Origin of the sequence: Methylobacterium sp. DB0501, from assembly GCF_011043735.1 — a bacterium.
GTDB classification, from domain to species: domain Bacteria; phylum Pseudomonadota; class Alphaproteobacteria; order Rhizobiales; family Beijerinckiaceae; genus Methylobacterium; species Methylobacterium alsaeris.
In genome coordinates, this window is record NZ_JAAKGV010000004.1 from 289,217 (window position 1) to 310,507 (window position 21,291).

Here is a 21,291-nt window from a genome sequence, read left to right on the forward strand (position 1 = left end):
CGAGGCATGGCGGCTCACGCCGCGTGCCGCCCCGCCTCCGCGCCGAAATGCCCGATATACCGCTTGGCGATGGCCTCCACGGGCAGCACCACGAACACGTCGGTCGTGCCGAACTGGCGATCGACCACCGCGCCGTCGCCGAAGGTGGCGCCGACCCGAAGATACCCCTTGATCAGCGGCGGCAGGGCCTGGAGGGCGGCCTTCGGGTCGATTGCCTCGCGGCTCAGGCGGTCCATGGCGACGTGGCGGCCGGGCAGCGCCCGGGCGCGCCAGCCCTCGGGGGCGCGGGCGAAGTGATGCAGGAAGCTCAAGGGGAGCGCGAGGCGGTCGGGATCGGTGCCTTCCAGGCTGGCGCAGCCGAGCATCGCGTCGATGCGGTGATGGAGCACGTAGGTCCAGATGCCGTGCCAGAGCAGCTCGACGGTGCGCTTGGTTCGGTAGGGCTTGAGCACGCAGGAGCGGCCGAGCTCCAGCACCCGCTTGCCGGCATTGGCGTCGAGGACCGGGCCGAGATCGTATTCGCCGGCGGTGTAGAACCCGAAGTTCCGGTCGGCCTGCTCCTGACGCAGGAGGCGGTAGGTGCCGACGACCCGGGGCTTGGGCTTGCGGAAGGGCTTGGCTTCCCGCGCGGCGTGGTCGATCACCAGGAGGTGGTCGCAGACCGCGTCGTACTCGTCGGCGTCGCGGCGCTTGAGCAGGGCCATGCCGGTCGGGATCGCCGCCATCTCCTCGTAGAAGACGCGGTAGCGCAGGCGCTGGGCCCGCTTGACCTCCTTCGGCGTCGTCGCGAGGCGCACCTCGAGCGAGCCGATGCGGCCGAGCACCGGGTCGAGGCCGGGAGTCTCGAAGTGCCTGAGGCGCGGGAACAGCCGCGAGGATGGGCCAAACCCCTTCTGGCCGAATCCCTTGAGGTGGATGCCGCCTTCCGCGGCCCGGCCCAGGAGGCGGGTCAGGGGAATGCCGGGCGGAGCATCGCGGCCGTCGCCGGCAGGGCCGCGGGTGAGGAACGGAACCATGGTCGAGGCATCCCGTGCGGCGCCGACCGATCCGGCGCCCGTCGACGCGGTCGCCGCGACCGCCCCGCGTGCCGACAAGACACCACGAAGGCAGTACGGGAATATGACAGGGGTTTACAAGGCCCTTCAACGAGTTGGCGGGGCACGATGCCCCGCCCGCCGGCGAATCAGACGAACTGGCTCAGACCCGGGATCGAGCCGACGATCGGGCCCATCACGTCCTCGCCGGCCTTCTCGCGGCCATAGGCGAACAGCTCGCGGCCGAGCGGCTGCATCTGGTTCATCGGCACGCCAGCCGACATCAGCTTCTGGCCGAGCGCCATCACGCCGCCGCCCATCATCCCGCCGAGCATGCCCATCAGGCCGCCGCCGCCCTCGCCGGCTCCCGCCTGGGCGATCGCCGTCTCGGCGCCCGGCATCGCGGCGATGAGCTGGTTGACCTCCGTGGCCGGGCCCTCCTTCTGCAGGAAGGCCAGGATGTGGCCGATCGCCGTCTGGGCCGTGGTCGCGTCCAGTCCCGTGGCCTGCGTCACCCGGGCAACAAGCTCTTCCATCGTGGTCTCCCGCACCTCTCGCGTGCGACCGGCCGGCCGGCACGCCGGGCGGTCTTCGGCGAAGGTCGCCGCGAAATCAAGGCACGGCCGGAAAACCGGGGGCGACGGCGTTGACAGACTGCGCCCGCACCCGTAACGGTGACATCTGGCGCGCGGGCTGAACGGCCCGCGCGCCGTCGCGTTCGCGGCAGTCCTCCCGGGCTCCCGAACGTCAACTGTCAAAAAGACGACCCCGGCGCAGCGCCGGAGGCCGGATGGAACACGGACGAGAACGATGTTCGCAGTGATCAAGACCGGCGGCAAGCAGTACCGCGTCGCCGCCAACGACGTCATCACGATCGAGAAGCTCGAGGGCGAGGCCGGCACCGCCGTCACCTTCGGCGAAGTGCTGCTGTTCACCGACGGCGCCGGCGCGACCCAGGTCGGCGCCCCGCTGGTGTCGGGCGTCAGCGTCGCCGGCGAGATCGTGAAGCAGGCCCGCGGCCCGAAGGTCATCGCCTTCAAGAAGCGCCGCCGCCAGAACTCGCGCCGCAAGCGCGGTCACCGCCAGGACCTCACCGTGGTCCGCGTCACGGGCATCAGCGCCGCGTAAGCTGGCCGCGAGCCCCTTTTCCAGAATTCAGGAGTTAGCCCCATGGCTCACAAGAAGGCAGGCGGTTCGTCCCGCAACGGTCGCGATTCGGCCGGTCGTCGTCTCGGCGTGAAGAAGTTCGGCAGCGAGGCCGTCATCGCCGGCAACATCATCGTGCGTCAGCGCGGCACCAAGTGGCATCCCGGCGTCAACGTCGGCATGGGCACCGACCACACCCTGTTCGCCCTCACCGCCGGCAAGGTGCAATTCATTACGAAACGAGGCCGCGCCTTCGTAACGGTCGTCGCCAACGACGCCGCCCCGGCCCTGGAGGCCGCAGAGTAATCCGACGGAGCCAGTGACGAGGGAGCTCCGCCGGTGTCCCCACACCGACCCGGCGACTCCTGCTCACCTTAGGCCCGTAAAACGGCCGAGCTCCGAGCGAGACCCGAAGGGAAGGTGGGGCACCACCTTCCCTTTCGTCGTTCTCGTAACCGCGCCCGAGCGGGAGGCTCTGGGTTCGGATCGGAGTCAGGCGATGTTTCCCGACCTCACCCGCGACGATGTCTTCCGGCTCGAGACCCGGAGGCTGTGGCTGCGCTGGGCCCGCCAGGCCGACGCGCAAGCCCTCGTCCGCTTCGCCGGTGAGAAAGCCGTAGCCGGGATGACCGCCCGGATTCCGCATCCGCTCGATCCGCCGACCGTGGACAATTTCATCCTCGCGTCGCGGCAGGCCAATGCGGATGGTCGGGCGCTCGTCATGGCGATCACGCCGCGGCGGCACCCGACCCAGGCGATCGGCGTCGTCGGCATCGAGCCCGATCCGGACGGCGGCGCCCCGCATCTCGGCTACTGGCTCGGCACCCCGCACTGGGGCCAGGGCCTCGCCACGGAAGCCGCACGGGCGATGATCGACGCCTTCTTCGCCTATACGGAGGGGAGCGAGCTCGCCTCGTCGGCCCGGGTGGTGAACCCGGCCTCGCGGCGGGTCCTGGAGAAGTGCGGCTTCGCCTCGGTCGGCTCCGGCCTCCAGGCCTTCCCGGCGCGCGGCGGCGTCTTCCCGGTCGACCGCTTCCGGCTCGACCGGCGGGCCTGGGACAGCCTGAAGACCTGGCACGCCGCCGGGCTCGTCTTCGAGCGTCACGACCGGCCGGAATGCCGGGTCGTCGCCTGATCTGATATCCTTGCGGCGGCCGGGGCCCTCCCCGGCCGCCCTCGTTCTATACTGGAGTGTTGTCCCGTGAAGTTCCTCGACGAGGCCAAGGTCTACGTCCGCTCGGGAGACGGCGGCGCCGGCTGCGTCTCGTTCCGGCGGGAGAAGTTCATCGAGTTCGGCGGGCCCGACGGCGGCGACGGCGGCCGCGGCGGCGATGTCTGGATCGAGTGCGTCGAGGGGCTGAACACCCTGATCGACTACCGCTATCAGCAGCATTTCAAGGCCCGCAAGGGCGAGCACGGCTCGGGCCGCAACCGAGCCGGGGGCAAGGGCGAGGACGTGATCCTCAAGGTGCCGGCCGGCACCGAGATCCTGTCCGAGGACCGCGAGACCCTGCTCGCCGACATGACGACGGTCGGCCAGCGGGTGCGGCTCGCCAAGGGCGGCAATGGCGGCTTCGGCAACGCCTACTTCACCACCTCGACCAACCGCGCGCCGCGCCACGCCAATCCGGGCCTGGAGGGCCAGGAGCAATGGATCTGGCTGCGCCTTAAGCTCATTGCGGATGCCGGCCTCGTCGGGCTGCCGAATGCCGGCAAGTCGACCTTCCTCGCGACCGTCACCGCGGCGAAGCCCAAGATCGCCGACTACCCCTTCACCACCCTGCATCCGGGCCTCGGCGTGGTGCGGGTCGATACCCGCGAATTCGTGCTCGCCGACATCCCGGGCCTGATCGAGGGGGCGCATGAAGGCGTCGGCCTCGGCGACAAGTTCCTGGCCCATGTCGAGCGCTGCCGGGTGCTGCTCCACCTCGTCGAGGGCACCAGCGAGGATGCCGGCGCCGCCTACCGGCTGGTGCGCACCGAACTCGAGGCCTATGGCCACGGCCTGGAGGAGAAGCCCGAGGTGGTGGCGCTGTCGAAGGCCGACACCCTCGACCCCGAGACCCTGGCGCTCCAGCTCGAACGCCTCGAGGCCGAGAGCGGCCGGAGGCCCCTCGTCCTGTCCTCGGCGACCCGCCAGGGCGTGACGGAGGCCCTGCGCGCCCTGATGGCGCGGATGGATGCGGCCGCGGCCGAGGCGCCGGTGGAGCGGGCGGCCTGGCAGCCTTGAGGCGCCAGGCAAGGCACTCAACGACGAGGATCTATCGTGGCTGAAAGACTGGTCATTACTGACCCGGGCACGATCGCCATCGTCCTTCGTCAGGCCGCCCGGAGCGGAGCGACACCGGAGGACGTGGTTCTCCAGGCTCTCCGGGCCTTCGAGGCCACGATGCCCCCACGTGACCAGCCGCCGGCGGGCAGAGCTGCCGATCCACCGGACTTCATCGCTCGGGCATTGGCCCGCGCTGCGTCGGCAAGAGCCGCGCTGCCTCCGGAGGCGAGCGAGGATCAGGGTGACCCCTACGACGATCCGGATCTGCGCTGACGATCAAGGGACCGGGCGGCCTCGCCTTCGCGGGGGGGGCCGTCCTATGGCTCAGCTCGCGCGGCTTCCCGCTAGCAAGGACACGACGTTCAGCATGACTGCTTCCGCCCTCAGCGAGCCCCCGGTCGTGCCCCCCACCCTCGACCAGTTCCGCCGCGTCGTGCTCAAGGTCGGCTCGGCGCTCCTCGTCGACCGGGCGCGGGGGCGGCTGCGCCATGCCTGGCTGGCGGCGCTAGCCGAGGACATCGCCGACCTGCACGGGCGCGGCGTCGACGTGCTGGTGGTCTCCTCCGGCTCGATCGCGCTCGGGCGCACGGTGCTGAATTTCGGCCCGGGGCCCTTGCGCCTGGAGGAGAGCCAGGCCGCGGCGGCGGTGGGGCAGATCGCGCTCGCCCGGCACTGGTCGGAGGCGCTCGCCCATCACGGCATCGTCGCCGGCCAGATCCTGGTGACGCCGCAGGACACCGAGTCTCGCCGGCGCTACCTCAACGCGCGCGCCACCACCCTGAAGCTCCTCGAGGAGCGCGCCGTCCCGGTCGTCAACGAGAACGACACCGTCGCGACCTCGGAGATCCGCTACGGCGACAACGACCGCCTCGCCGCCCGGGTCGCCACGATGATCGGCGCCGACCTGCTGGTGCTCTTCTCCGACATCGACGGGCTCTACACCGCGCCGCCGGCGAGCGACCCGACCGCCGAGCACCTGCCGGTGATCGCCCGGATCACCCCGGAGATCGACGCGATGGCGGGAGGACCCGCCTCGGAACTGTCCCGCGGCGGCATGCGCACCAAGGTCGAAGCGGCCAAGATCGCGATTTCGGGCGGCACCCAGATGATGATCGCCGACGGCCGGGTGAAGAACCCGCTGAAGGCCGTGGCGTCGGGCGCGCGCTGCTCGTGGTTCCTCGCCGGCTCGACACCCGGCGCCGCCCGCAAGACGTGGATCGCCGGTTCCCTGGAGCCCCGCGGCACCCTGACGATCGATGCCGGCGCGGCGCGTGCGCTCCAGGGCGGGGCGAGCCTGCTGCCGGTCGGCGTCAGGCGGGTCGAGGGCAGCTTCAGCCGCGGCGACGCGGTGACGATCCGGTCCGAGGACGGGACGGTGCTCGCCCGCGGCCTCGTCGCCTATGACAGCGAGGATGCGGCGCGCATCCTCGGCCGGTCGAGCCGGGAGATCGAGGCGGTGCTGGGCTATCCGGGCCGGGCGGCCATGGTGCACCGGGACGATCTGGCGGTGGTGGGGGATTGAGGGGCTGGGATCGTCCGGGCTCACCGCCGATCAAACGCCGCCGAACACCCCAAATACCAAGAAGGCGCCAGAGGGGCGGTTTCGCCCCCGGCGCCTGCGTGATGGAACCATCGTCGGCGTCACCCCGGCGGACCGGGGCGGCGCGATCAGCAGAAGTACTGGCCGATCTGGCGCTCGAGGTCGTCGGTGATGCGGCCGCCGCGGGTCTCCACGAACTCGCCGATGCGCTGCTCCTGGCGGCGCTGGTTGGCGGCGTGGACCGCGTGGACGATGCGGCTGACGAGGGTGAGGATGCCGGGCTCCATGTCGGAGCGCTCCTCGACCGGGGAAATGAGAGAGTGGGTGATGACCGCGAGCATGGGGATCTCCTGAAGAGTGCGCGCGGGCGTTTCCGGTGTTCTTGTTGCAACGCAATATGGTCGCTACCGCGCTGCACACAAGCGCAGCGGTTGCAGCGGCGTCATGCGAATCCGACATGCCGCGTCCGGCGGCCGCGTTAACCCGGCAGTTACGCTTGCACGTTGCGGACCAAAGGGTTGACCGGGGTTGACCCCGCCGACCCGACGCGTCAATCACCCCTCGCCTGCCCCCGTCGCCCGCGCGTCATGCTGGCCTGCTAGGCGAGCCGACCGGCCCGGGGAACGTTCTCCTGCGGGCGGGGCCCACCGTTAGCGACAATCCGGAGACCTTGAGCGCCATGACCGACAGCGCCACGACCGACTGGCCCGTCCACGGCCGCATCAGCGGCCCGATCGTGATGATCGGCTTCGGCTCGATCGGCCGGGGCACCCTGCCCCTGATCGAGCGCCACTTCACCTACGACAAGGCCCGGTTCACCGTGGTGGAGCCGTCGGACGCCCATAAGGCGCTCGCCGACAAGCACGGCCTGCGCTTCGAGCAGGTGGCGCTGACCAAGGACAACTACCGGGAGGTTCTCACCCCGCTCCTCACCGAGGGCGGCGGCCAGGGTTTCTGCGTCAACCTCTCGGTCGATACCTCGTCGCGGGACATCATGGAGCTGTGCCGCGAGATCGGTGCGCTCTACATCGACACCGTCGCCGAGCCGTGGCCGGGCTTCTACTTCGACAAGAATGCCGGCCCCGCCGACCGGACCAACTACGCGCTTCGCGAGCAGGTGCTCGATGCCCGCCGCCGCAAGCCCGGCGGCCCGACCGCGGTGTCGTGCTGCGGCGCCAATCCCGGCATGGTGTCGTGGTTCGTCAAGCAGGCGCTCCTCAACGTCGCGGCCGATCTCGGCCTCAAGACCCCCGAGCCGAAGTCCCGCGAGGACTGGGCCGCGCTGATGCGCGAGACCGGCGTCAAGGGCATCCACATCGCCGAGCGCGACACCCAGCGCGCCAAGTCGGAGAAGCCGCAGGGCGTCTTCGTCAACACCTGGTCGGTCGAGGGCTTCGTCTCCGAGGGCAACCAGCCGGCCGAACTCGGCTGGGGCACCCACGAGACCTGGATGCCGGAGAACGGCCGCACGCTGCCCAACGACGCCCCGGCGATCTACCTGCTCCAGCCCGGCGCCGACACCCGCGTGCGCTCCTGGACCCCGACCGCGCAGGCGCAGTTCGGCTTCCTCGTCACCCACAACGAGGCGATCTCGATCGCCGACTACTACACCGTGCGCCAGGACGGGAAGGCGGTCTACCGGCCGACCTGCCACTACGCCTACCATCCCTGCAACGAGGCGGTGCTGTCGCTGCACGAGATGTGGGGCCAGGCCGGCAAGGTGCAGGAGAAGCACCACATCCTCGACGAGAACGAGATCGTCGACGGCATCGACGAGCTCGGCGTGCTGCTCTACGGCCACGGCAAGAACGCCTACTGGTACGGCTCGCAGCTCTCCATCGAGGAGACCCGCCGCATCGCCCCCTACCAGAACGCCACCGGCCTCCAGGTGACCTCCGCCGTGCTCGCCGGCATGGTCTGGGCGCTCGAGAACCCGGAGGCCGGCATCGTCGAGGCCGACGAGGTCGATTTCCGCCGCTGCCTCGAGGTGCAGACCCCGTATCTCGGTCCGGTGATCGGGGTCTACACCGACTGGACCCCGCTCTCCGGCCGCCCCGGGCTGTTCCCGGAGGACATCGACGAGAGCGATCCCTGGCAGTTCCGCAACGTGCTAGTGCACGGCTCTTAAACCGCCCATCGACGGTACGGGGCGTAAACGCCCATCGCGACGCGGCATCGCGCCCCTTGTTCGGGCGCGGTGCCGCGCTGCCGCAGGCTGTCGCCCGTCCCCGCCCGGTGCTACCATCGTGGCGGTGACAGGGAGCCGTCATGTCGCTCGCGCTGCGGCGCGCCCCGCGGATGCGGGTCGCCGATTTCATCGAGATGATCCGCGACCGCCCGGACGAGGAGCGCTGGGAGCTTCTCGACGGCGAGGCGGTGCTGATGGCGCCGGCCAGCGAGCGCCATAACCAGATCTCCATGAATCTGGGGCGTCAGCTGGGGGCGCTGGCCGATAAGCTAGGCTGTCGGGCTTTGGCCGGAATGGCCGTGCGCAACGACTTCGTCGACGACTTTGCGCCGATCCCCGACATCATCGTCCGCTGCGGTCCACTTCTTTCCGACGGCTATGCCCGTGACCCGCTGATCGTCGCCGAGGTGCTGTCGCCCTCGACCATGAACAACGACCGGGGTCGCAAAGCCGAGTTCTACCAGGGACTCCAGACCCTGCGCACCTACCTGATCGTCTACCAGGACGAAGTCCGCGTGGAGGTTTGGTCGCGAGGGAACGGTCCGAGCTGGTCCCTGCGCGTCCTCGGCCGCGACGACGTCATCCCACTTCCGGATCTCGGCGGGGAGATCCCCGTCGCCGCCCTGTATCACGGCCTTCCCCTCTGACGCCCGAGCCGCCCTTGCCCCATTTCGACGAATTCTACGCCAACAAGCTGCGCGGCACCCTCGGGGTGACCGACGCCGAATCGGTGCTCGACCTGCGCGGTGCCCCCCGGGCCAAGGCCGAGGCCTCCCTCGCCGACATGCTGGAGCGCAGCCGCTTCGCCAAGGGCAAGACCGTGGCGGTGCGCCTCGACGCGCCGGTGCCCGGCGGCGGCGAGACCCTGTTCCAGCCGGTCGGCCGCCAGCTCCTCGACGCCAAGCGCCGCGGCTGGGTCGACCGCCTCCAGACCCTGCCGTCCCAGGACGGGCTCGGCTTCTACATCGCCCTGGCCGGGCGCCCCGACAAGACGCCCGAGGCGCGCTGACGCGATGGCGCCCGAGCCCTCCGCCGCGAACCCGGCCGACCTGCCCGCCACCGAGCTCCTGCGCCTCTATGCCGGCCGCGTCCTCTCGCCGGTGGCGGTGACGCAAGCGGTGATCGCCCGGGCCGAGGCCGCCGAGCCGCGCCTGCACGCCCTCTACGCCTTCGCGCCCGAGACGGCCTTGGCCGCCGCCCGCGCCTCCGAGGCGCGGTGGATGAGGGGCGAGGCCCTGCCCCTCGACGGGGTGCCGGTCACCATCAAGGAGAACATCGCGACGCGGGGCGTGCCGATGCCGCTCGGCACCGCCGCCCGGGACGACGCGCCCCCGAGCCCGCACGACGCGCCGGCCACCGCCCGCCTGCGCGAGGACGGCGCGGTGATCCTCGCCCACACCACCATGCCGGATTACGGCATGCTGTCCTCGGGTCTGTCGAGCTTCCATCCCCTCACCCGCAACCCCTGGGATCCGACCAAGGGGCCCGGCGGCTCCTCGGCCGGCTCGGGTGCCGCCGCCGCCGCGGGCTACGGCCCGCTGCATCTCGGCACCGATATCGGCGGCTCGATCCGGCTGCCGGCCTCGTGGTGCGGGGTCGTCGGCCTGAAGCCGAGCCACGGCCGGGTGCCGCTCGATCCGCCCTATTACGGCCGCTGCGCCGGGCCGCTCGCCCGCACCGTCGGCGATGCGGCGCTGATGATGCGGACCTTGAGCCGCCCGGACGAGCGGGACCCTACCGCCCTGCCCCCGGCCGACCTGCCCTGGCTCGACCTCGACGGGCTGGACCTCAAGGGCCTGCGCCTCGGGCTGGTGATGGAGGCCGGCGCCGGCCTCCCGCTCGATCCGGCGAACCGCGCGGTCGTCGAGGACGCCGCGCGGCTCCTCGCCGAGGCCGGCGCGGTGATCGAGCCGGTCGGGCCGTTCCTCAGCCAAGCCATGCTCGACGGGCTCGACCTGTTCTGGCGCCAGCGCGCCTCCCTCGACATCGAGGCCCTGGACGAGGCGCGCCGGGCCCGGGTCCTGCCCTTCATCCGCGACTGGGCGGCGGGCGGCCGCTCGTTGAGCGGCGCGACCGTGTTCCACGGCATGAGCCAGATGGCGGCGATGCGCGACGCGAGCCTCGCGGCGATCCGTCCGTTCGACTTCCTGATCGGCCCGGTCTCCCCGAACCCGCCCTTCCCGGCCGAGCACGCCTCCCCGACCAACGACCCGGCCCGGGCGATGGCCCACATCGCCTACACGGTGCCGTTCAACATGTCGGAGCAGCCTGCGGTCTCGGTCCCGGCGGGGTTCACGCCGGATGGGCTGCCGGTCGGCCTGCAGATCGCCGGCCGGCGCTTCGACGATGTCGGGGTGCTACGGCTGGCCCACGCCTTCGAGCGGATCCGGCCGGCGCTGAAGGCGTGGCCGGTGACGGGATAGGCCGGATCCTCCTGCCGCCCTTCAGGCGAGGCACGGGCTTCCCCCTCTCCCCGTGAGAAGCCGGGCTTGCCCGACTTCGTCCGTCTCGCGCAGATCCCGGGCTTCCCCGGAATCCGTCGGGAAGAGGAGAGGACCCGCGCCTTTGCTTCTCCCCCGCATGGCCCTGCCGCGTGGGAACGGGAACGGTGCCTGTCTTGAACGGACGCGCCGCTTGTCAGGCCGTCTCCCCCTTCAACCGCGCCAGCGCCTTCTCCCGCCCGATCAGCGGCAGCAGGCCGGCGAGGTCCGGGCCGTGGTCGAGGCCGGTCAGGGCGAGGCGCAGGGGCAGGAACAATGCCTTGCCCTTGAGGCCGGTCGCGGTGCGCACCGCCTCCGTCACGCGCTTCCACGTCGTGGCGTCCCAGGGCTCCGGCGGCATCGCCTGGCGGGCGACCGCGAGGAGATCCGGCGTCTCGCCGGTCACCGGCGTCACCGGGCCCTGCACCACCCGCCACCACTCGGCGGCATCCGACACCCGGGTCAGGTTCGCCCGCACCACCTCCCAGAACGCCTCTCCGCGCTCCGGCGCGACGCCGAGGGCGGTCAGCCGCTCCGCCACCGCCGCGTAGGGCAGGCCATGCACGACCCGGGCGTTGAGCCCGTCGAGCTCGTGCTCGTCGAACTTCGCCGGCGCCCGCGAGACGTGGGCGAGGTCGACGAGGGCGGCCAGTTCGTCGAGGTCGGAGACCGGCCGCACCGCCTCGGCCGAGCCGGTGAGCACCGCGAGCGCCGCCACGGCCATCGGCTCGTAGCCGGACGCGCGCAGGCCCCGCAGGGAGAGGTGGCCGAGGCGCTTCGACAGGCCTTCGCCGCTCGCCGTGGTGAGCAGGTTGTGGTGCGCGAAGACCGGCACGGTCGCGCCGAGGGCCGAGAAGATCTGGATCTGGACCGCGGTGTTGGTGACGTGGTCCTCGCCGCGGATCACGTGGGTCACGCCGGTCTCGGCGTCGTCGACCACGGAAGGAAGGGTGTAGAGGTAGCTGCCGTCCTCCCGGATCAGCACCGGGTCGGACAAGCTGTCGGCCTCGACGTGGCACGGCCCGCGCACGAGGTCGTCCCAGGTCACGGTGCCGGGATCGAGGCGGAAGCGCCAATGCGGCCGGCGCCCCTCGGCCTCGAAGGCGGCGCGCTCCTCCGGCGTCAGCTTCAGGGCGGCGCGGTCGTAGACCGGCGGCAGGCCGCGGCCGAGCTGGCGCCGGCGGCGGCGCTCCAGTTCTTCCGCCGTCTCGTAGGCCGGGTAGAGCCGGCCCGCCTGTTTCAGGCGCTCGGCCGCCGCGTCGTAGATCGCGAGGCGCTCCGACTGGCGAAACATCCCGTCCGGGACGATGCCGAGCCAGGCCAAATCCTCCTCGATCGCCGCGGCGAACTCGGCCGTCGAGCGCGCCGTGTCGGTGTCGTCGAGGCGCAGCCAGAATTGCCCGCCCGCCCGCCGGGCGAACAGCGCGTTGAACAGGGCCGGCCGGGCATTGCCGATATGGAGGAAGCCGGTGGGCGAGGGAGCGAAGCGAACGACGGGTGCCATGCCGGCCCTCGTAGAGCATCGGCCGAGCGGCGCGCAATCGGGCGCACGCTCCAAGCCTCGACGCCCGAGCCTTGACAGATCCTGCCCCGGCACCGCATCGCGGGGCCGTGGCCCCCTCCGCTCCCCTTCTGCCGGCCGGCACCACGGCCTGGCTGATAACCGACGGCAAGGCCGGCGACCTCGCCCCCTGCCGCGGCCTCGCCGAGGCCCTGGGGCTTGCGGCGGAGGAGCGCAGGATCGCGCCGCGCCTGCCCTTCTCTTGGTTCGCCCCCCGCGGCCCGGCCGACCCGCGCGAGCGGGCGCTCGTCCCGCCCTGGCCCGACCTCGCCATCGCCACCGGCCGCCGGGCGGTGCCGGCTTTGCGCGCGGTGAAGCGCCGCTCGGGGGCCCGGACCTTCACGGTGTTCCTGCGCGATCCCCGCATCGGGAGGCGGGCGGCCGACCTGATCTGGGTGCCGGCCCACGACCGCCTGCGCGGGGCCAACGTGATCGTGACCGAGGCCGGACCGCACCCGGTCTCGCCGGCCCGCCTCGCCGCCGCGAGACGCGAGCCCGACCCGCGCCTCTCCGCCCTCCCCCGCCCCCGCGCCGCGGTGCTGGTCGGCGGCGACAGCCGGCACGGGCGATTCCCGGACGAGGATGGGCGGCGCCTGCTCGCCGGGCTGGAACGGCTGTCGGGCGAGGCGAGCCTGATGATCACCGCGTCCCGGCGCACGCCCGAGCCCCTGCGGGCGGCGCTCGCGGATCTGGCCCGGCGCCGCGGCGGCTTCTTCTGGGACGGCAGCGGCGAGAACCCCTACCTCGCTCTCCTGGCGCTCGCCGACACCGTCGTAGCGACGGCCGATTCGGCCAACATGGTGACGGAGGCCTGCGCCGCCGGCGTTCCGGTGCTGCTGTTCGAGCCGCAGAACCTCTATTCCCGCCATCGCCCGCTCTTCGCGGCCTTGAAAAGCCACGGAACTGTGCATCCTTTCGCCGGACGGGTTGAAGCGTTGCGCCCCAAGCCCTTAGACATGACACTCGCGATCGCGCAGGCTGTGGCGAATGCCTATATCGGGCATCGCGACGCGCTCGCCCGCCGCAAGACTCGTTAGAGCCTCACCGGCGGCAGCCCCGGAGACCCTTATGTCCACCACCAAGCAGGCTCCCCAGCACGAGAAGCTCGTGATCGTCGGCTCCGGCCCCGCCGGGTACACCGCCGCGATCTACGCCGCCCGCGCCATGGTCGAGCCGCTGCTGATCTCGGGCTTCCAGCCCGGCGGCCAGCTGATGATCACCACCGACGTCGAGAACTACCCGGGCTTCGCCGAGGCCATCCAGGGCCCGTGGCTGATGGAGCAGATGCGGCTCCAGGCCGAGCATGTCGGCACCCGGATCGTCTCGGAATACATCGCCAAGGTCGACCTCGCGCAGCGGCCGTTCCGGCTCGAGGCGGATTCGGGTGCGGTCTTCACCTGCGACGCGCTGATCATCGCCACCGGCGCCCAGGCGAAGTGGCTCGGCCTGCCCTCCGAGGCGAAGTTCCAGGGCTTCGGCGTCTCGGCCTGCGCCACCTGCGACGGCTTCTTCTTCCGGGGCAAGGAGGTCGTGGTGGTCGGCGGCGGCAACACCGCGGTCGAGGAGGCGCTCTACCTCGCCAACCTCGCCTCCAAGGTCACGGTGGTCCACCGCCGCGACACGTTCCGGGCCGAGCGCATCCTGCAGGAGCGCCTGTTCAAGCATCCGAACGTCGAGGTGGTGTGGAACCATGCGGTCGAGGAGATCTGCGGCCGCGACAAACCGGCCCCGTCGGTCACCCATGTCCGCCTGCGCGACACGACGACCGGCGCGATCACCGAGCGCAAGGCCGACGGCGTGTTCGTCGCCATCGGCCACCAGCCGGCCACGGCTGTGTTCGAGGGGCAGTTGCCCTTCCGGGCCGGCGGCTACCTGGAGGTTCAGCCCGGCACCGCCATGACGGCGATCCCCGGGGTGTTCGCGGCGGGCGACGTGACCGACGACGTCTACCGGCAGGCGATCACCGCCGCCGGAATGGGCTGCATGGCCGCCCTGGAGGCGGAGAAGTACCTGGCCAACCTGGCGATCGGCGAGAAGCCGCGCCAGGCCGCGGCCGAGTAGACGGGTTGTACCGGGGCCGGGGATGAGCCCCGGCCCCGGCCTTGTGGCGTTCGCTCTGAACTCACCGGTCCTCCTGGCCGGCCGGGGCTCTGGCGAGGGGTTTGACGGCCGTGGACTGGGACAAGATCCGGATTTTCCTCAACGTCGCCGAAGCCGGCAGCTTCACCAAGGCGGGCGACGACATCGGGCTCAGCCAGTCGGCCGTCAGCCGCCAGATCAGCGCGCTGGAGCGCGAGCTGAAGGCGCCGCTGTTCCACCGCCACGCCCGCGGGCTGATCCTGACCGAGCAGGGCGACCTGCTGTTCCGGGCCGCCCGGGACATGAAGATGCGGCTGGAGACCACCCGGGCGCGCCTCGTCGAGACCAGCGAGCGTCCCTCGGGCGACCTCAAGGTGACGACGACGGTGGGCTTGGGCACTGCCTGGCTGTCGCAGCGGGTGGCCGAGTTCCTCGACCTGCACCCGGACGTGCGCGTCGAGCTGATCCTGACCAACGAGGAGCTGGACCTCGCCATGCGCGAGGCCGACGTGGCGATTCGCCTGCGCCGGCCGGCCCAGCCGGACCTGATCCAGCGCCGGCTGTTCACCGTGCATTACCACGTCTTCGCCTCGCTCGAATACATCAAGCGGTTCGGCGAGCCGAAGACCATCGACGACCTCGACAAGCACCGCCTCGTCTCGTTCGGCGGCGATCAACCCTCCTACCTGATGGCAACCCACTGGCTCGCCACCGTCGGCCGCGAGGGGCGCGAGCACCGCACCATCCACTTCACGGTCAACAACATCTCGGCGCTCCAGCTCGCGGTCGAGACCGGCGCCGGCATCGGTATCCTGCCGGATTACGTGGCGGACGGGAACGAGCAGCTGGTCCAGGTGCTGCGCGACTACGAGATGCCGAACCTCGAGAGCTACCTCGTCTATGCCGAGGAGATGCGGACGGTCGCCCGGGTCCAGGCCTTCCGGGACTTCCTCGTCGCGAAGGCGCAGCGCTGGACCTATTGAGGCGGGCTCGGCTCGCGCGACGAGTCCGGCATCCTCCGGGCGAAGCCGGCGCGCACCGGCCCCTCCCCGCTTGCCTTTCCGCCCGCCGGCGCCATGCTGCCCAAGCTAGCCCAAGGTCAGGTGACGAGGAGCCCCGATGACCGACGACGAGACCTTCATGGCACGCGCCATCGCGCTGTCGGAGCACACCGCCCTCGTCGAGAGCGCCGGCGGCGCCTTCGGGGCGGTGATCGTGCGCGACGGGCAGATCATCGGCGAGGGCGCGAACCGGGTCGTCGCCGAGAACGATCCGACCTGGCACGCCGAGATGGCGGCGATCCGCGACGCCTGCCGGAAGGACGGCAACTTCAAGCTGCCGGGCGCCACCCTCTACACATCGGCGGAACCCTGCCCGATGTGCATGGCCGCCGCCTACTGGGCCGGCATCTCGCGGATCTTCTACGCCTCGACCAACGAGGATGCGCTCCGCCACGGCAATTTCGACGACAGCATGATCTACGAGGAGATCCGCAAGCCGGCCGACCAGCGCAAGATCCCGATCCGCCAGATCATGCGGGCCGAGGCGATCGAGGTCTGGGAGCGCTACGAGGCCAAGGCCGACCGGGTGCCGTATTGAGGGCAGGCGTCCGGGCGACGACGGCTTAGAGCATTTTCCGGCGACGTGGAAATCGGTTCGCCTCAGAAGATGCGCCAAAGTCAAAAGACCTAGAGCACGGCCCGAGTGCAAGGCAATCGGGCCGTGCTCCAGCCATCGTCCGGCAAGTCAAGACGGCTCGGCCTGCGACAACGCTCCGCGTCATCCCGACTCTCGCCTTCAACGAGCCCCAGGATGACAACGGAGGATTTCGGATGCGCCGGGGATCCGGAAAGCCCCGAAACCGGAGCCTTCGCCGCACGTTGCCGTGTCAGGCACCTGGGACATCGATCCGGGCCGCGACCCGGATCATGGAAGGAGGTCTCCATGCGTCGCGCGCCCCATCTTGCCGTCCTCCTCGCCGCGGCCCTCGCCCCGGCCCCGCTCCTCGCGCAGGGCGAGCCGCCCGGGCGGGATCCGGGCAGCACCGGGTCGCTGGCCACCCGCGACACCACCGGCGTCGGCCAGACCAAGCCGCCGGGCGCGGCCCTCGGCCCGGATGCGGGCCTCACGCCGGAGTTGCAGGAGCGGGATCGCGCGATCCAGCGCGCGATCGAGACCGGCATCTGCACGGGTTGCACCGACTAGCACGGACACAACCCCATACGGATGGTCGGGCGAATTAATCCAGTCTGCATTAGACGGAATGATCGGTTGCGAGCGCAGTCGACGCCCCATTACACCGGCCGCAACCAGCCCGGGCGCCGCGCCCGCGACCGGGTGAACCATGCGAGGGAGAGCGCCATGAACCAGCGGGTCATCGAGGTCAGCCAGGATGCGCGCGCGCGGGCGCATATCGACGAGGCGACGTACCAGTCCTGGTACGAGGCGTCGATCCGCGATCCGGAGGCGTTCTGGCGCGAGCACGGCAAGCGGATCGACTGGTTCACGCCCTATGCCAAGGTGAAGGAGACGACGTTCGGCCCCGGCGACGTCTCGATCAAGTGGTTCTCCGACGGCGTCACCAACGCCGCCTACAATTGCATCGACCGTCACCTCGACACCCGCGGCGATCAGGTCGCGATCATCTGGGAGGGCGACGATCCGTCGGAATCGCGCCACATCACCTATCGCGAGCTGCACGCGGAAGTGTGCCGGATGGCCAACGTCCTGCGCAACCGCGGCGTCTCCAAGGGCGACCGGGTCACCATCTACCTGCCGATGATCCCCGAGGCCGCCTTCGCGATGCTGGCCTGCGCCCGGCTCGGCGCGATCCACTCGGTGGTGTTCGGCGGCTTCTCGCCGGATTCGCTCGCCGGCCGCATCCAGGGCTGCGACTCGAAGCTCGTCATCACCGCCGACGAGGGCCTGCGCGGCGGCCGCAAGGTGCCGCTGAAGGCCAATGTCGACGCGGCGATCCAGCGCCTTCCCGCCGACAGCGTCGACCACGTGATTGTGGTGCGCCGCACCGGCGGCGCCGTCGAGATGGATCCGGTCCGCGACGTCTACTACGATGCCGCCGCCGCCCAGGTCACCGACGAATGCCCGGTCGCGCATGTCGAGGCCGAGCACCCGCTGTTCCTGCTCTACACCTCGGGCTCGACCGGCCAGCCGAAGGGCGTCGTCCACACCACCGGTGGCTACCTCGTCTACGCGTCGATGACGCACCAATACGTCTTCGACTACCACGAGGGCGACATCTACTGGTGCACTGCCGATGTCGGCTGGGTCACCGGCCACTCCTACATCCTGTACGGGCCGCTGGCGAACGGCGCCACCACCCTGATGTTCGAGGGCATCCCGACCTATCCGTCGATCTCGCGGTTCTGGGACGTCGTCGACAAGCACAAGGTCAACATCTTCTACACCGCCCCGACCGCGATCCGCTCGCTGATGGGCGCCGGCGAGGAGCCGGTGAAGAGGACCTCGCGCCAGTCCTTGCGGGTGCTCGGCTCGGTCGGCGAGCCGATCAACCCGGAGGCCTGGGAATGGTACTACCGGGTCGTCGGCGACGAGCGCTGCCCGATCGTCGACACCTGGTGGCAGACCGAGACCGGCGGCATCCTCATCACCCCGCTGCCCGGCGCCACCCCGCTCAAGCCCGGCTCGGCGACCCTGCCGTTCTTCGGCGTCAAGCCGGTGGTCGTGGACGGCGACAACGTGGTCCAGGAGGGTGCCTGCGAGGGCAACCTCTGCATCGACGATTCGTGGCCGGGCCAGATGCGCACGGTGTGGGGCGACCACGAGCGCTTCGTGCAGACCTACTTCTCGACCTTCCCGGGCCGCTACTTCTCCGGCGACGGCTGCCGGCGCGACGCGGACGGCTATTACTGGATCACCGGCCGGGTCGACGACGTCATCAACGTCTCGGGCCACCGGATGGGCACGGCGGAGGTCGAATCCTCGCTGGTGGCGCACCCGAAGGTCTCGGAGGCCGCGGTGGTCGGCTATCCTCACGACATCAAGGGCCAGGGCATCTACGCCTACGTCACCTTGATGCAGGGCGAGGAACCCACCGACGGCTTGCGCAAGGAGCTGGTCGCCTGGGTGCGCAAGGATATCGGGCCGATCGCCTCGCCCGACCTGATCCAGTTCGCCCCCGGCCTGCCCAAGACCCGCTCCGGCAAGATCATGCGCCGCATCCTGCGCAAGATCGCCGAGGACGAGTTCTCCTCGCTCGGCGATACCTCGACCCTGGCCGAGCCGGCGGTGGTCGACGACCTGATCGAGAACCGGCAGAACCGCACCAAATGATCGTCGCGCCGGGGCCCCGATCGAGGCCCCGGCATTTTTAATCCCGCGCAAGACGGTCGCGGTTATCAGACCTTCGTCGCATCGCAAGCATTTTCAGTCCCTTTGCGCTGGCATTCGTCATAGAATCGGACCATCGGAATTATTGCGCCGCAATAAACGCAGTCGGCGCAAGCTCAAGCCTGACGAGAACAGGCATCAGATAGACCGACGCACCGGCTTCATCGTTCCGTGCCGTTCCCGGCGCGCGGCGGAGCCGTGTCCGGTCACAGAAGAGAAACACAGGGAGGCCCGCCGATGGCAGAGGCAGACACCGCACGGGTTCTGGCGAGCCCGAATTTCCGCCGCTTGGTGCACGAGCGCACCCGCTTCGCCTGGATCCTGTCCGGCCTGATGCTGGCGATCTACCTCGTCTTCATTCTGCTCATCGCCTTCGCGCACGGCCTGATGGCGACGAAGGTCATGGGCACGATCTCGCTGGGCCTGGTGCTCGGCATCGGGGTCATCCTCGCCGCCTTCCTGCTCACCGGGATCTACGTCGTTCGCGCCAACGGCCGCTTCGACGACCTCACCCGCGACCTGAACCGGGAGATCGGCCGATGAACCGCCTCGCGACGAACCGCCTCGCCTTCGGCGCCCTCGCGCTCTTGGGCCCCACGGCCGCTCTCGCGGCCGGTCCCGACCTCGGCGCCGTGCAGCAGCAGGCGACGAACTGGCCGGCGATCGGCATGTTCCTGTTCTTCGTGCTGTTCACCCTCGGCATCACCTACAAGGCGGCCAAGGGCTCGAAATCGGCCGCGGACTTCTACGCCGCCGGCGGCGGCATCTCGGCCGGCACCAACGCCCTGGCGATCGCCGGCGACTACATGTCGGCGGCGTCGTTCCTCGGCATCTCCGGCATGGTCTACAGCTTCGGCTTCGACGGGCTGATCTACTCGACCGGCTTCCTGGTCGGCTGGCCGATCGTGCTGTTCCTGATCGCCGAGCGCCTGCGCAACCTCGGCAAGTTCACCTTCGCCGACGTGGCGAGCTTCCGCCTCGACCAGACCCGGATCCGCATCCTGTCGGCGACCGGCACGCTGGTGGTGGTGGCCTTCTACCTGATCGCCCAGATGGTCGGCGCCGGCAAGCTGATCCAGCTCCTGTTCGGCCTGCCCTATCTCTACGCCGTGATCATCGTCGGCCTCCTGATGATCGTCTACGTCGCCTTCGGCGGCATGAAGGCGACGACCTGGGTCCAGGTCATCAAGGCCTGCCTGCTCCTGTTCGGCGCGACCTTCATGGCCGGCGCCGTGCTCTACAAGTACGGCTTCAGCCCCGAGAAGCTGTTTGCCGCCGCCACCAGCGTCCATCCCAACGGCGACGCCATTATGGGCCCGAGCGGCAACCCCAGGAGCCCGGTGGCGAACCCGATCGACACCATCTCCCTCGGCATCGGCCTGATGTTCGGCACCGCCGGCCTGCCGCACATCCTGATGCGCTTCTTCACCGTCTCGGACGCGCAGGCCGCCCGCAAGTCGGTGTTCTACGCCACCGGCCTGATCGGCTACTTCTACATCCTCACCTTCATCATCGGCTTCGGCGGCATCGCCCTGCTGATGTCGGATCCGAGCTACTTCACGGTCGCGGCCGACGGCACCTACAACAAGATCACCGGCATGAACGGCTCGACCAACATGGTGGCGGTGAACCTCGCCAACGCCGTGGCGGGCCCCTACTTCCTCGGCTTCATCTCGGCGGTGGCCTTCGCGACGATCCTGGCGGTGGTCGCCGGCCTGACGCTGGCGGGCGCCTCGGCGGTGAGCCACGACCTCTACGCCCAGGTCTTCGCCCGCGGCCGCACCACGGAGCGCACCGAGGTCAACCTGTCCAAGGGGGCCGCGGTGGTGATCGGCCTCGTGGCGATCTATCTCGGCTACGTGTTCGAGAACCAGAACGTCGCCTTCATGGTCGGCCTCGCCTTCTCGGTGGCGGCGAGCTGCAACTTCCCGGTCCTCGCGATGTCGATTCTCTGGAAGGGCACGACCACGCTCGGCGCCCTCGTCGGCGGCCTCATCGGCCTCGTCACGGCGGTCGCGATGGTGGTGCTGTCGAAGGCGGTGTGGGTCACCACCTTCGGCCACCCGGCAGCGCTCTTCCCCTACGACAACCCGGCGCTGTTCTCGATGCCGATCGCCTTCCTGGGCATCTGGCTCGTCTCGAAGATGGACAACAGCGCCCGGGCCAAGCGCGAGCGGGCGGCCTTCGAGGCGCAGTACGTGCGCTCCGAGACCGGCATCGGGGCGGCGGGCGCGCACGCGCATTGACGAGAGAGGCGGCGGCCCACACCGGCCGCCGCCTATTTCTTCGCCGCCATGGAATGCCTGCGGGACGTCATCGCCGGATACACTCTCCAACTGGCGAGAGGGGCGGTGATCATGAGCGGTGAGGACGAGACATCTCCCAGCGCGCAGCACTTACTGGATGACGACGATTCGCTGCTTCCGCGCGTCATCCGCTTGGCGGCCGGAAGCCTTTGCGGATTTCACGGCGATCGTGTCCGCACCGGCAACGGTTGTTCCGGAAATCGTGGCGATCGCCGCGCACCGGGCACCATGGGAGATCGAGGCGGCTCAGGATCGCCGATGTTGCCGAGGATTTTTGTCGCAAAGAGCGTCCCAGGAATGACGGGGACGGTGTCGGA

General features: G+C 70.3%; 21 protein-coding genes. 17 read left to right on the top strand and 4 right to left on the bottom strand.

Going from position 1 to position 21,291, the window contains the following annotated elements; genetic code table 11:
- Positions 1-14 precede the first annotated feature (14 nt).
- Together G4G93_RS08630 and G4G93_RS08635 are read right to left on the bottom strand one after the other, a co-directional pair.
- Positions 15-1,016, bottom strand: coding sequence for a GNAT family N-acetyltransferase (locus G4G93_RS08630; RefSeq protein ID WP_165083130.1), 1,002 nt, complete (start codon positions 1,014-1,016; stop codon positions 15-17).
- A 167-nt stretch (positions 1,017-1,183) separates the two neighbouring features.
- A complete protein-coding gene (locus G4G93_RS08635) occupies positions 1,184-1,570 on the bottom strand; it encodes a DUF2267 domain-containing protein (RefSeq protein ID WP_165083132.1) in 387 nt (128 codons plus the stop codon).
- Between the two features lie 274 nt (positions 1,571-1,844).
- Between G4G93_RS08635 and rplU the strand changes: the two genes are divergently transcribed.
- From rplU to proB, 5 genes are all read left to right on the top strand, one after another.
- The gene (rplU, locus tag G4G93_RS08640) at positions 1,845-2,162 is read left to right on the top strand and encodes a 50S ribosomal protein L21 (protein WP_048436258.1); all 318 of its coding nucleotides are present in this window, start codon (positions 1,845-1,847) and stop codon (positions 2,160-2,162) included.
- Positions 2,163-2,204: 42 nt separating this feature from the next.
- Positions 2,205-2,486 (top strand): 50S ribosomal protein L27, encoded by a 282-nt coding sequence (gene rpmA / locus G4G93_RS08645; protein ID WP_093571229.1) that lies wholly within the window; start codon positions 2,205-2,207, stop codon positions 2,484-2,486.
- Between the two features lie 193 nt (positions 2,487-2,679).
- Positions 2,680-3,315 carry a GNAT family N-acetyltransferase gene (locus G4G93_RS08650; RefSeq protein WP_165083135.1) on the top strand — a complete coding sequence of 212 codons (636 nt, stop codon included), beginning with the start codon at positions 2,680-2,682 and terminating at the stop codon, positions 3,313-3,315.
- A gap of 66 nt (positions 3,316-3,381) precedes the next feature.
- Positions 3,382-4,410, top strand: coding sequence for a GTPase ObgE (gene obgE / locus G4G93_RS08655; RefSeq protein ID WP_165083137.1), 1,029 nt, complete (start codon positions 3,382-3,384; stop codon positions 4,408-4,410).
- Between the two features lie 409 nt (positions 4,411-4,819).
- Entirely contained in the window at positions 4,820-5,974 is a 1,155-nt protein-coding gene (gene proB, locus G4G93_RS08660) for a glutamate 5-kinase (RefSeq protein ID WP_206289625.1), read from the top strand.
- 146 nt (positions 5,975-6,120) lie between these two features.
- On the opposite strand, the gene G4G93_RS08665 is transcribed toward proB, so the two are convergent.
- Complete coding sequence (locus tag G4G93_RS08665) at positions 6,121-6,333, bottom strand: hypothetical protein (RefSeq protein WP_165083139.1); 213 nt, start codon at positions 6,331-6,333, stop codon at positions 6,121-6,123.
- A gap of 338 nt (positions 6,334-6,671) precedes the next feature.
- Between G4G93_RS08665 and G4G93_RS08670 the strand changes: the two genes are divergently transcribed.
- The 4 genes from G4G93_RS08670 (at position 6,672) to G4G93_RS08685 (ending at position 10,603) form a co-directional block, all read left to right on the top strand.
- Positions 6,672-8,120 carry a homospermidine synthase gene (locus G4G93_RS08670; RefSeq protein ID WP_165083141.1) on the top strand — a complete coding sequence of 483 codons (1,449 nt, stop codon included), beginning with the start codon at positions 6,672-6,674 and terminating at the stop codon, positions 8,118-8,120.
- A gap of 140 nt (positions 8,121-8,260) precedes the next feature.
- Entirely contained in the window at positions 8,261-8,827 is a 567-nt protein-coding gene (locus G4G93_RS08675) for a Uma2 family endonuclease (RefSeq protein WP_165083143.1), read from the top strand.
- Positions 8,828-8,841: 14 nt separating this feature from the next.
- Positions 8,842-9,189: a hypothetical protein gene (locus G4G93_RS08680; protein ID WP_165083145.1), complete on the top strand. Its 348-nt coding sequence runs from the start codon at positions 8,842-8,844 to the stop codon at positions 9,187-9,189.
- A 4-nt stretch (positions 9,190-9,193) separates the two neighbouring features.
- Positions 9,194-10,603, top strand: coding sequence for an amidase (locus tag G4G93_RS08685; protein WP_165083147.1), 1,410 nt, complete (start codon positions 9,194-9,196; stop codon positions 10,601-10,603).
- Between the two features lie 214 nt (positions 10,604-10,817).
- On the opposite strand, the gene gltX is transcribed toward G4G93_RS08685, so the two are convergent.
- Positions 10,818-12,164, bottom strand: a complete 1,347-nt coding sequence (gene gltX, locus G4G93_RS08690) for a glutamate--tRNA ligase (protein WP_165083149.1) — start codon at positions 12,162-12,164, stop codon at positions 10,818-10,820.
- 107 nt (positions 12,165-12,271) lie between these two features.
- Between gltX and G4G93_RS08695 the strand changes: the two genes are divergently transcribed.
- The 8 genes from G4G93_RS08695 to G4G93_RS08730 all read left to right on the top strand — a co-directional run bounded on the left by G4G93_RS08695 (position 12,272) and on the right by G4G93_RS08730 (position 20,914).
- Positions 12,272-13,258 (top strand): mitochondrial fission ELM1 family protein, encoded by a 987-nt coding sequence (locus G4G93_RS08695; protein WP_165083151.1) that lies wholly within the window; start codon positions 12,272-12,274, stop codon positions 13,256-13,258.
- Between the two features lie 31 nt (positions 13,259-13,289).
- On the top strand, positions 13,290-14,282 hold the full coding sequence (gene trxB, locus G4G93_RS08700) for a thioredoxin-disulfide reductase (protein ID WP_165083153.1): 993 nt from the start codon (positions 13,290-13,292) through the stop codon (positions 14,280-14,282).
- Between the two features lie 110 nt (positions 14,283-14,392).
- Complete coding sequence (locus G4G93_RS08705; RefSeq protein WP_048434235.1) at positions 14,393-15,283, top strand: LysR family transcriptional regulator; 891 nt, start codon at positions 14,393-14,395, stop codon at positions 15,281-15,283.
- 136 nt (positions 15,284-15,419) lie between these two features.
- Positions 15,420-15,899: a nucleoside deaminase gene (locus G4G93_RS08710; protein ID WP_165083155.1), complete on the top strand. Its 480-nt coding sequence runs from the start codon at positions 15,420-15,422 to the stop codon at positions 15,897-15,899.
- 345 nt (positions 15,900-16,244) lie between these two features.
- Complete coding sequence (locus tag G4G93_RS08715) at positions 16,245-16,505, top strand: hypothetical protein (protein ID WP_165083157.1); 261 nt, start codon at positions 16,245-16,247, stop codon at positions 16,503-16,505.
- Positions 16,506-16,661: 156 nt separating this feature from the next.
- Positions 16,662-18,611: an acetate--CoA ligase gene (acs, locus tag G4G93_RS08720; RefSeq protein ID WP_165083159.1), complete on the top strand. Its 1,950-nt coding sequence runs from the start codon at positions 16,662-16,664 to the stop codon at positions 18,609-18,611.
- A 294-nt stretch (positions 18,612-18,905) separates the two neighbouring features.
- A complete protein-coding gene (locus G4G93_RS08725; protein WP_165083161.1) occupies positions 18,906-19,211 on the top strand; it encodes a DUF485 domain-containing protein in 306 nt (101 codons plus the stop codon).
- Positions 19,208-20,914, top strand: coding sequence for a cation acetate symporter (locus tag G4G93_RS08730; protein ID WP_165083163.1), 1,707 nt, complete (start codon positions 19,208-19,210; stop codon positions 20,912-20,914). Before G4G93_RS08725 ends, G4G93_RS08730 begins: the two co-directional genes overlap by 4 nt.
- Positions 20,915-21,291: the final 377 nt, after the last annotated feature.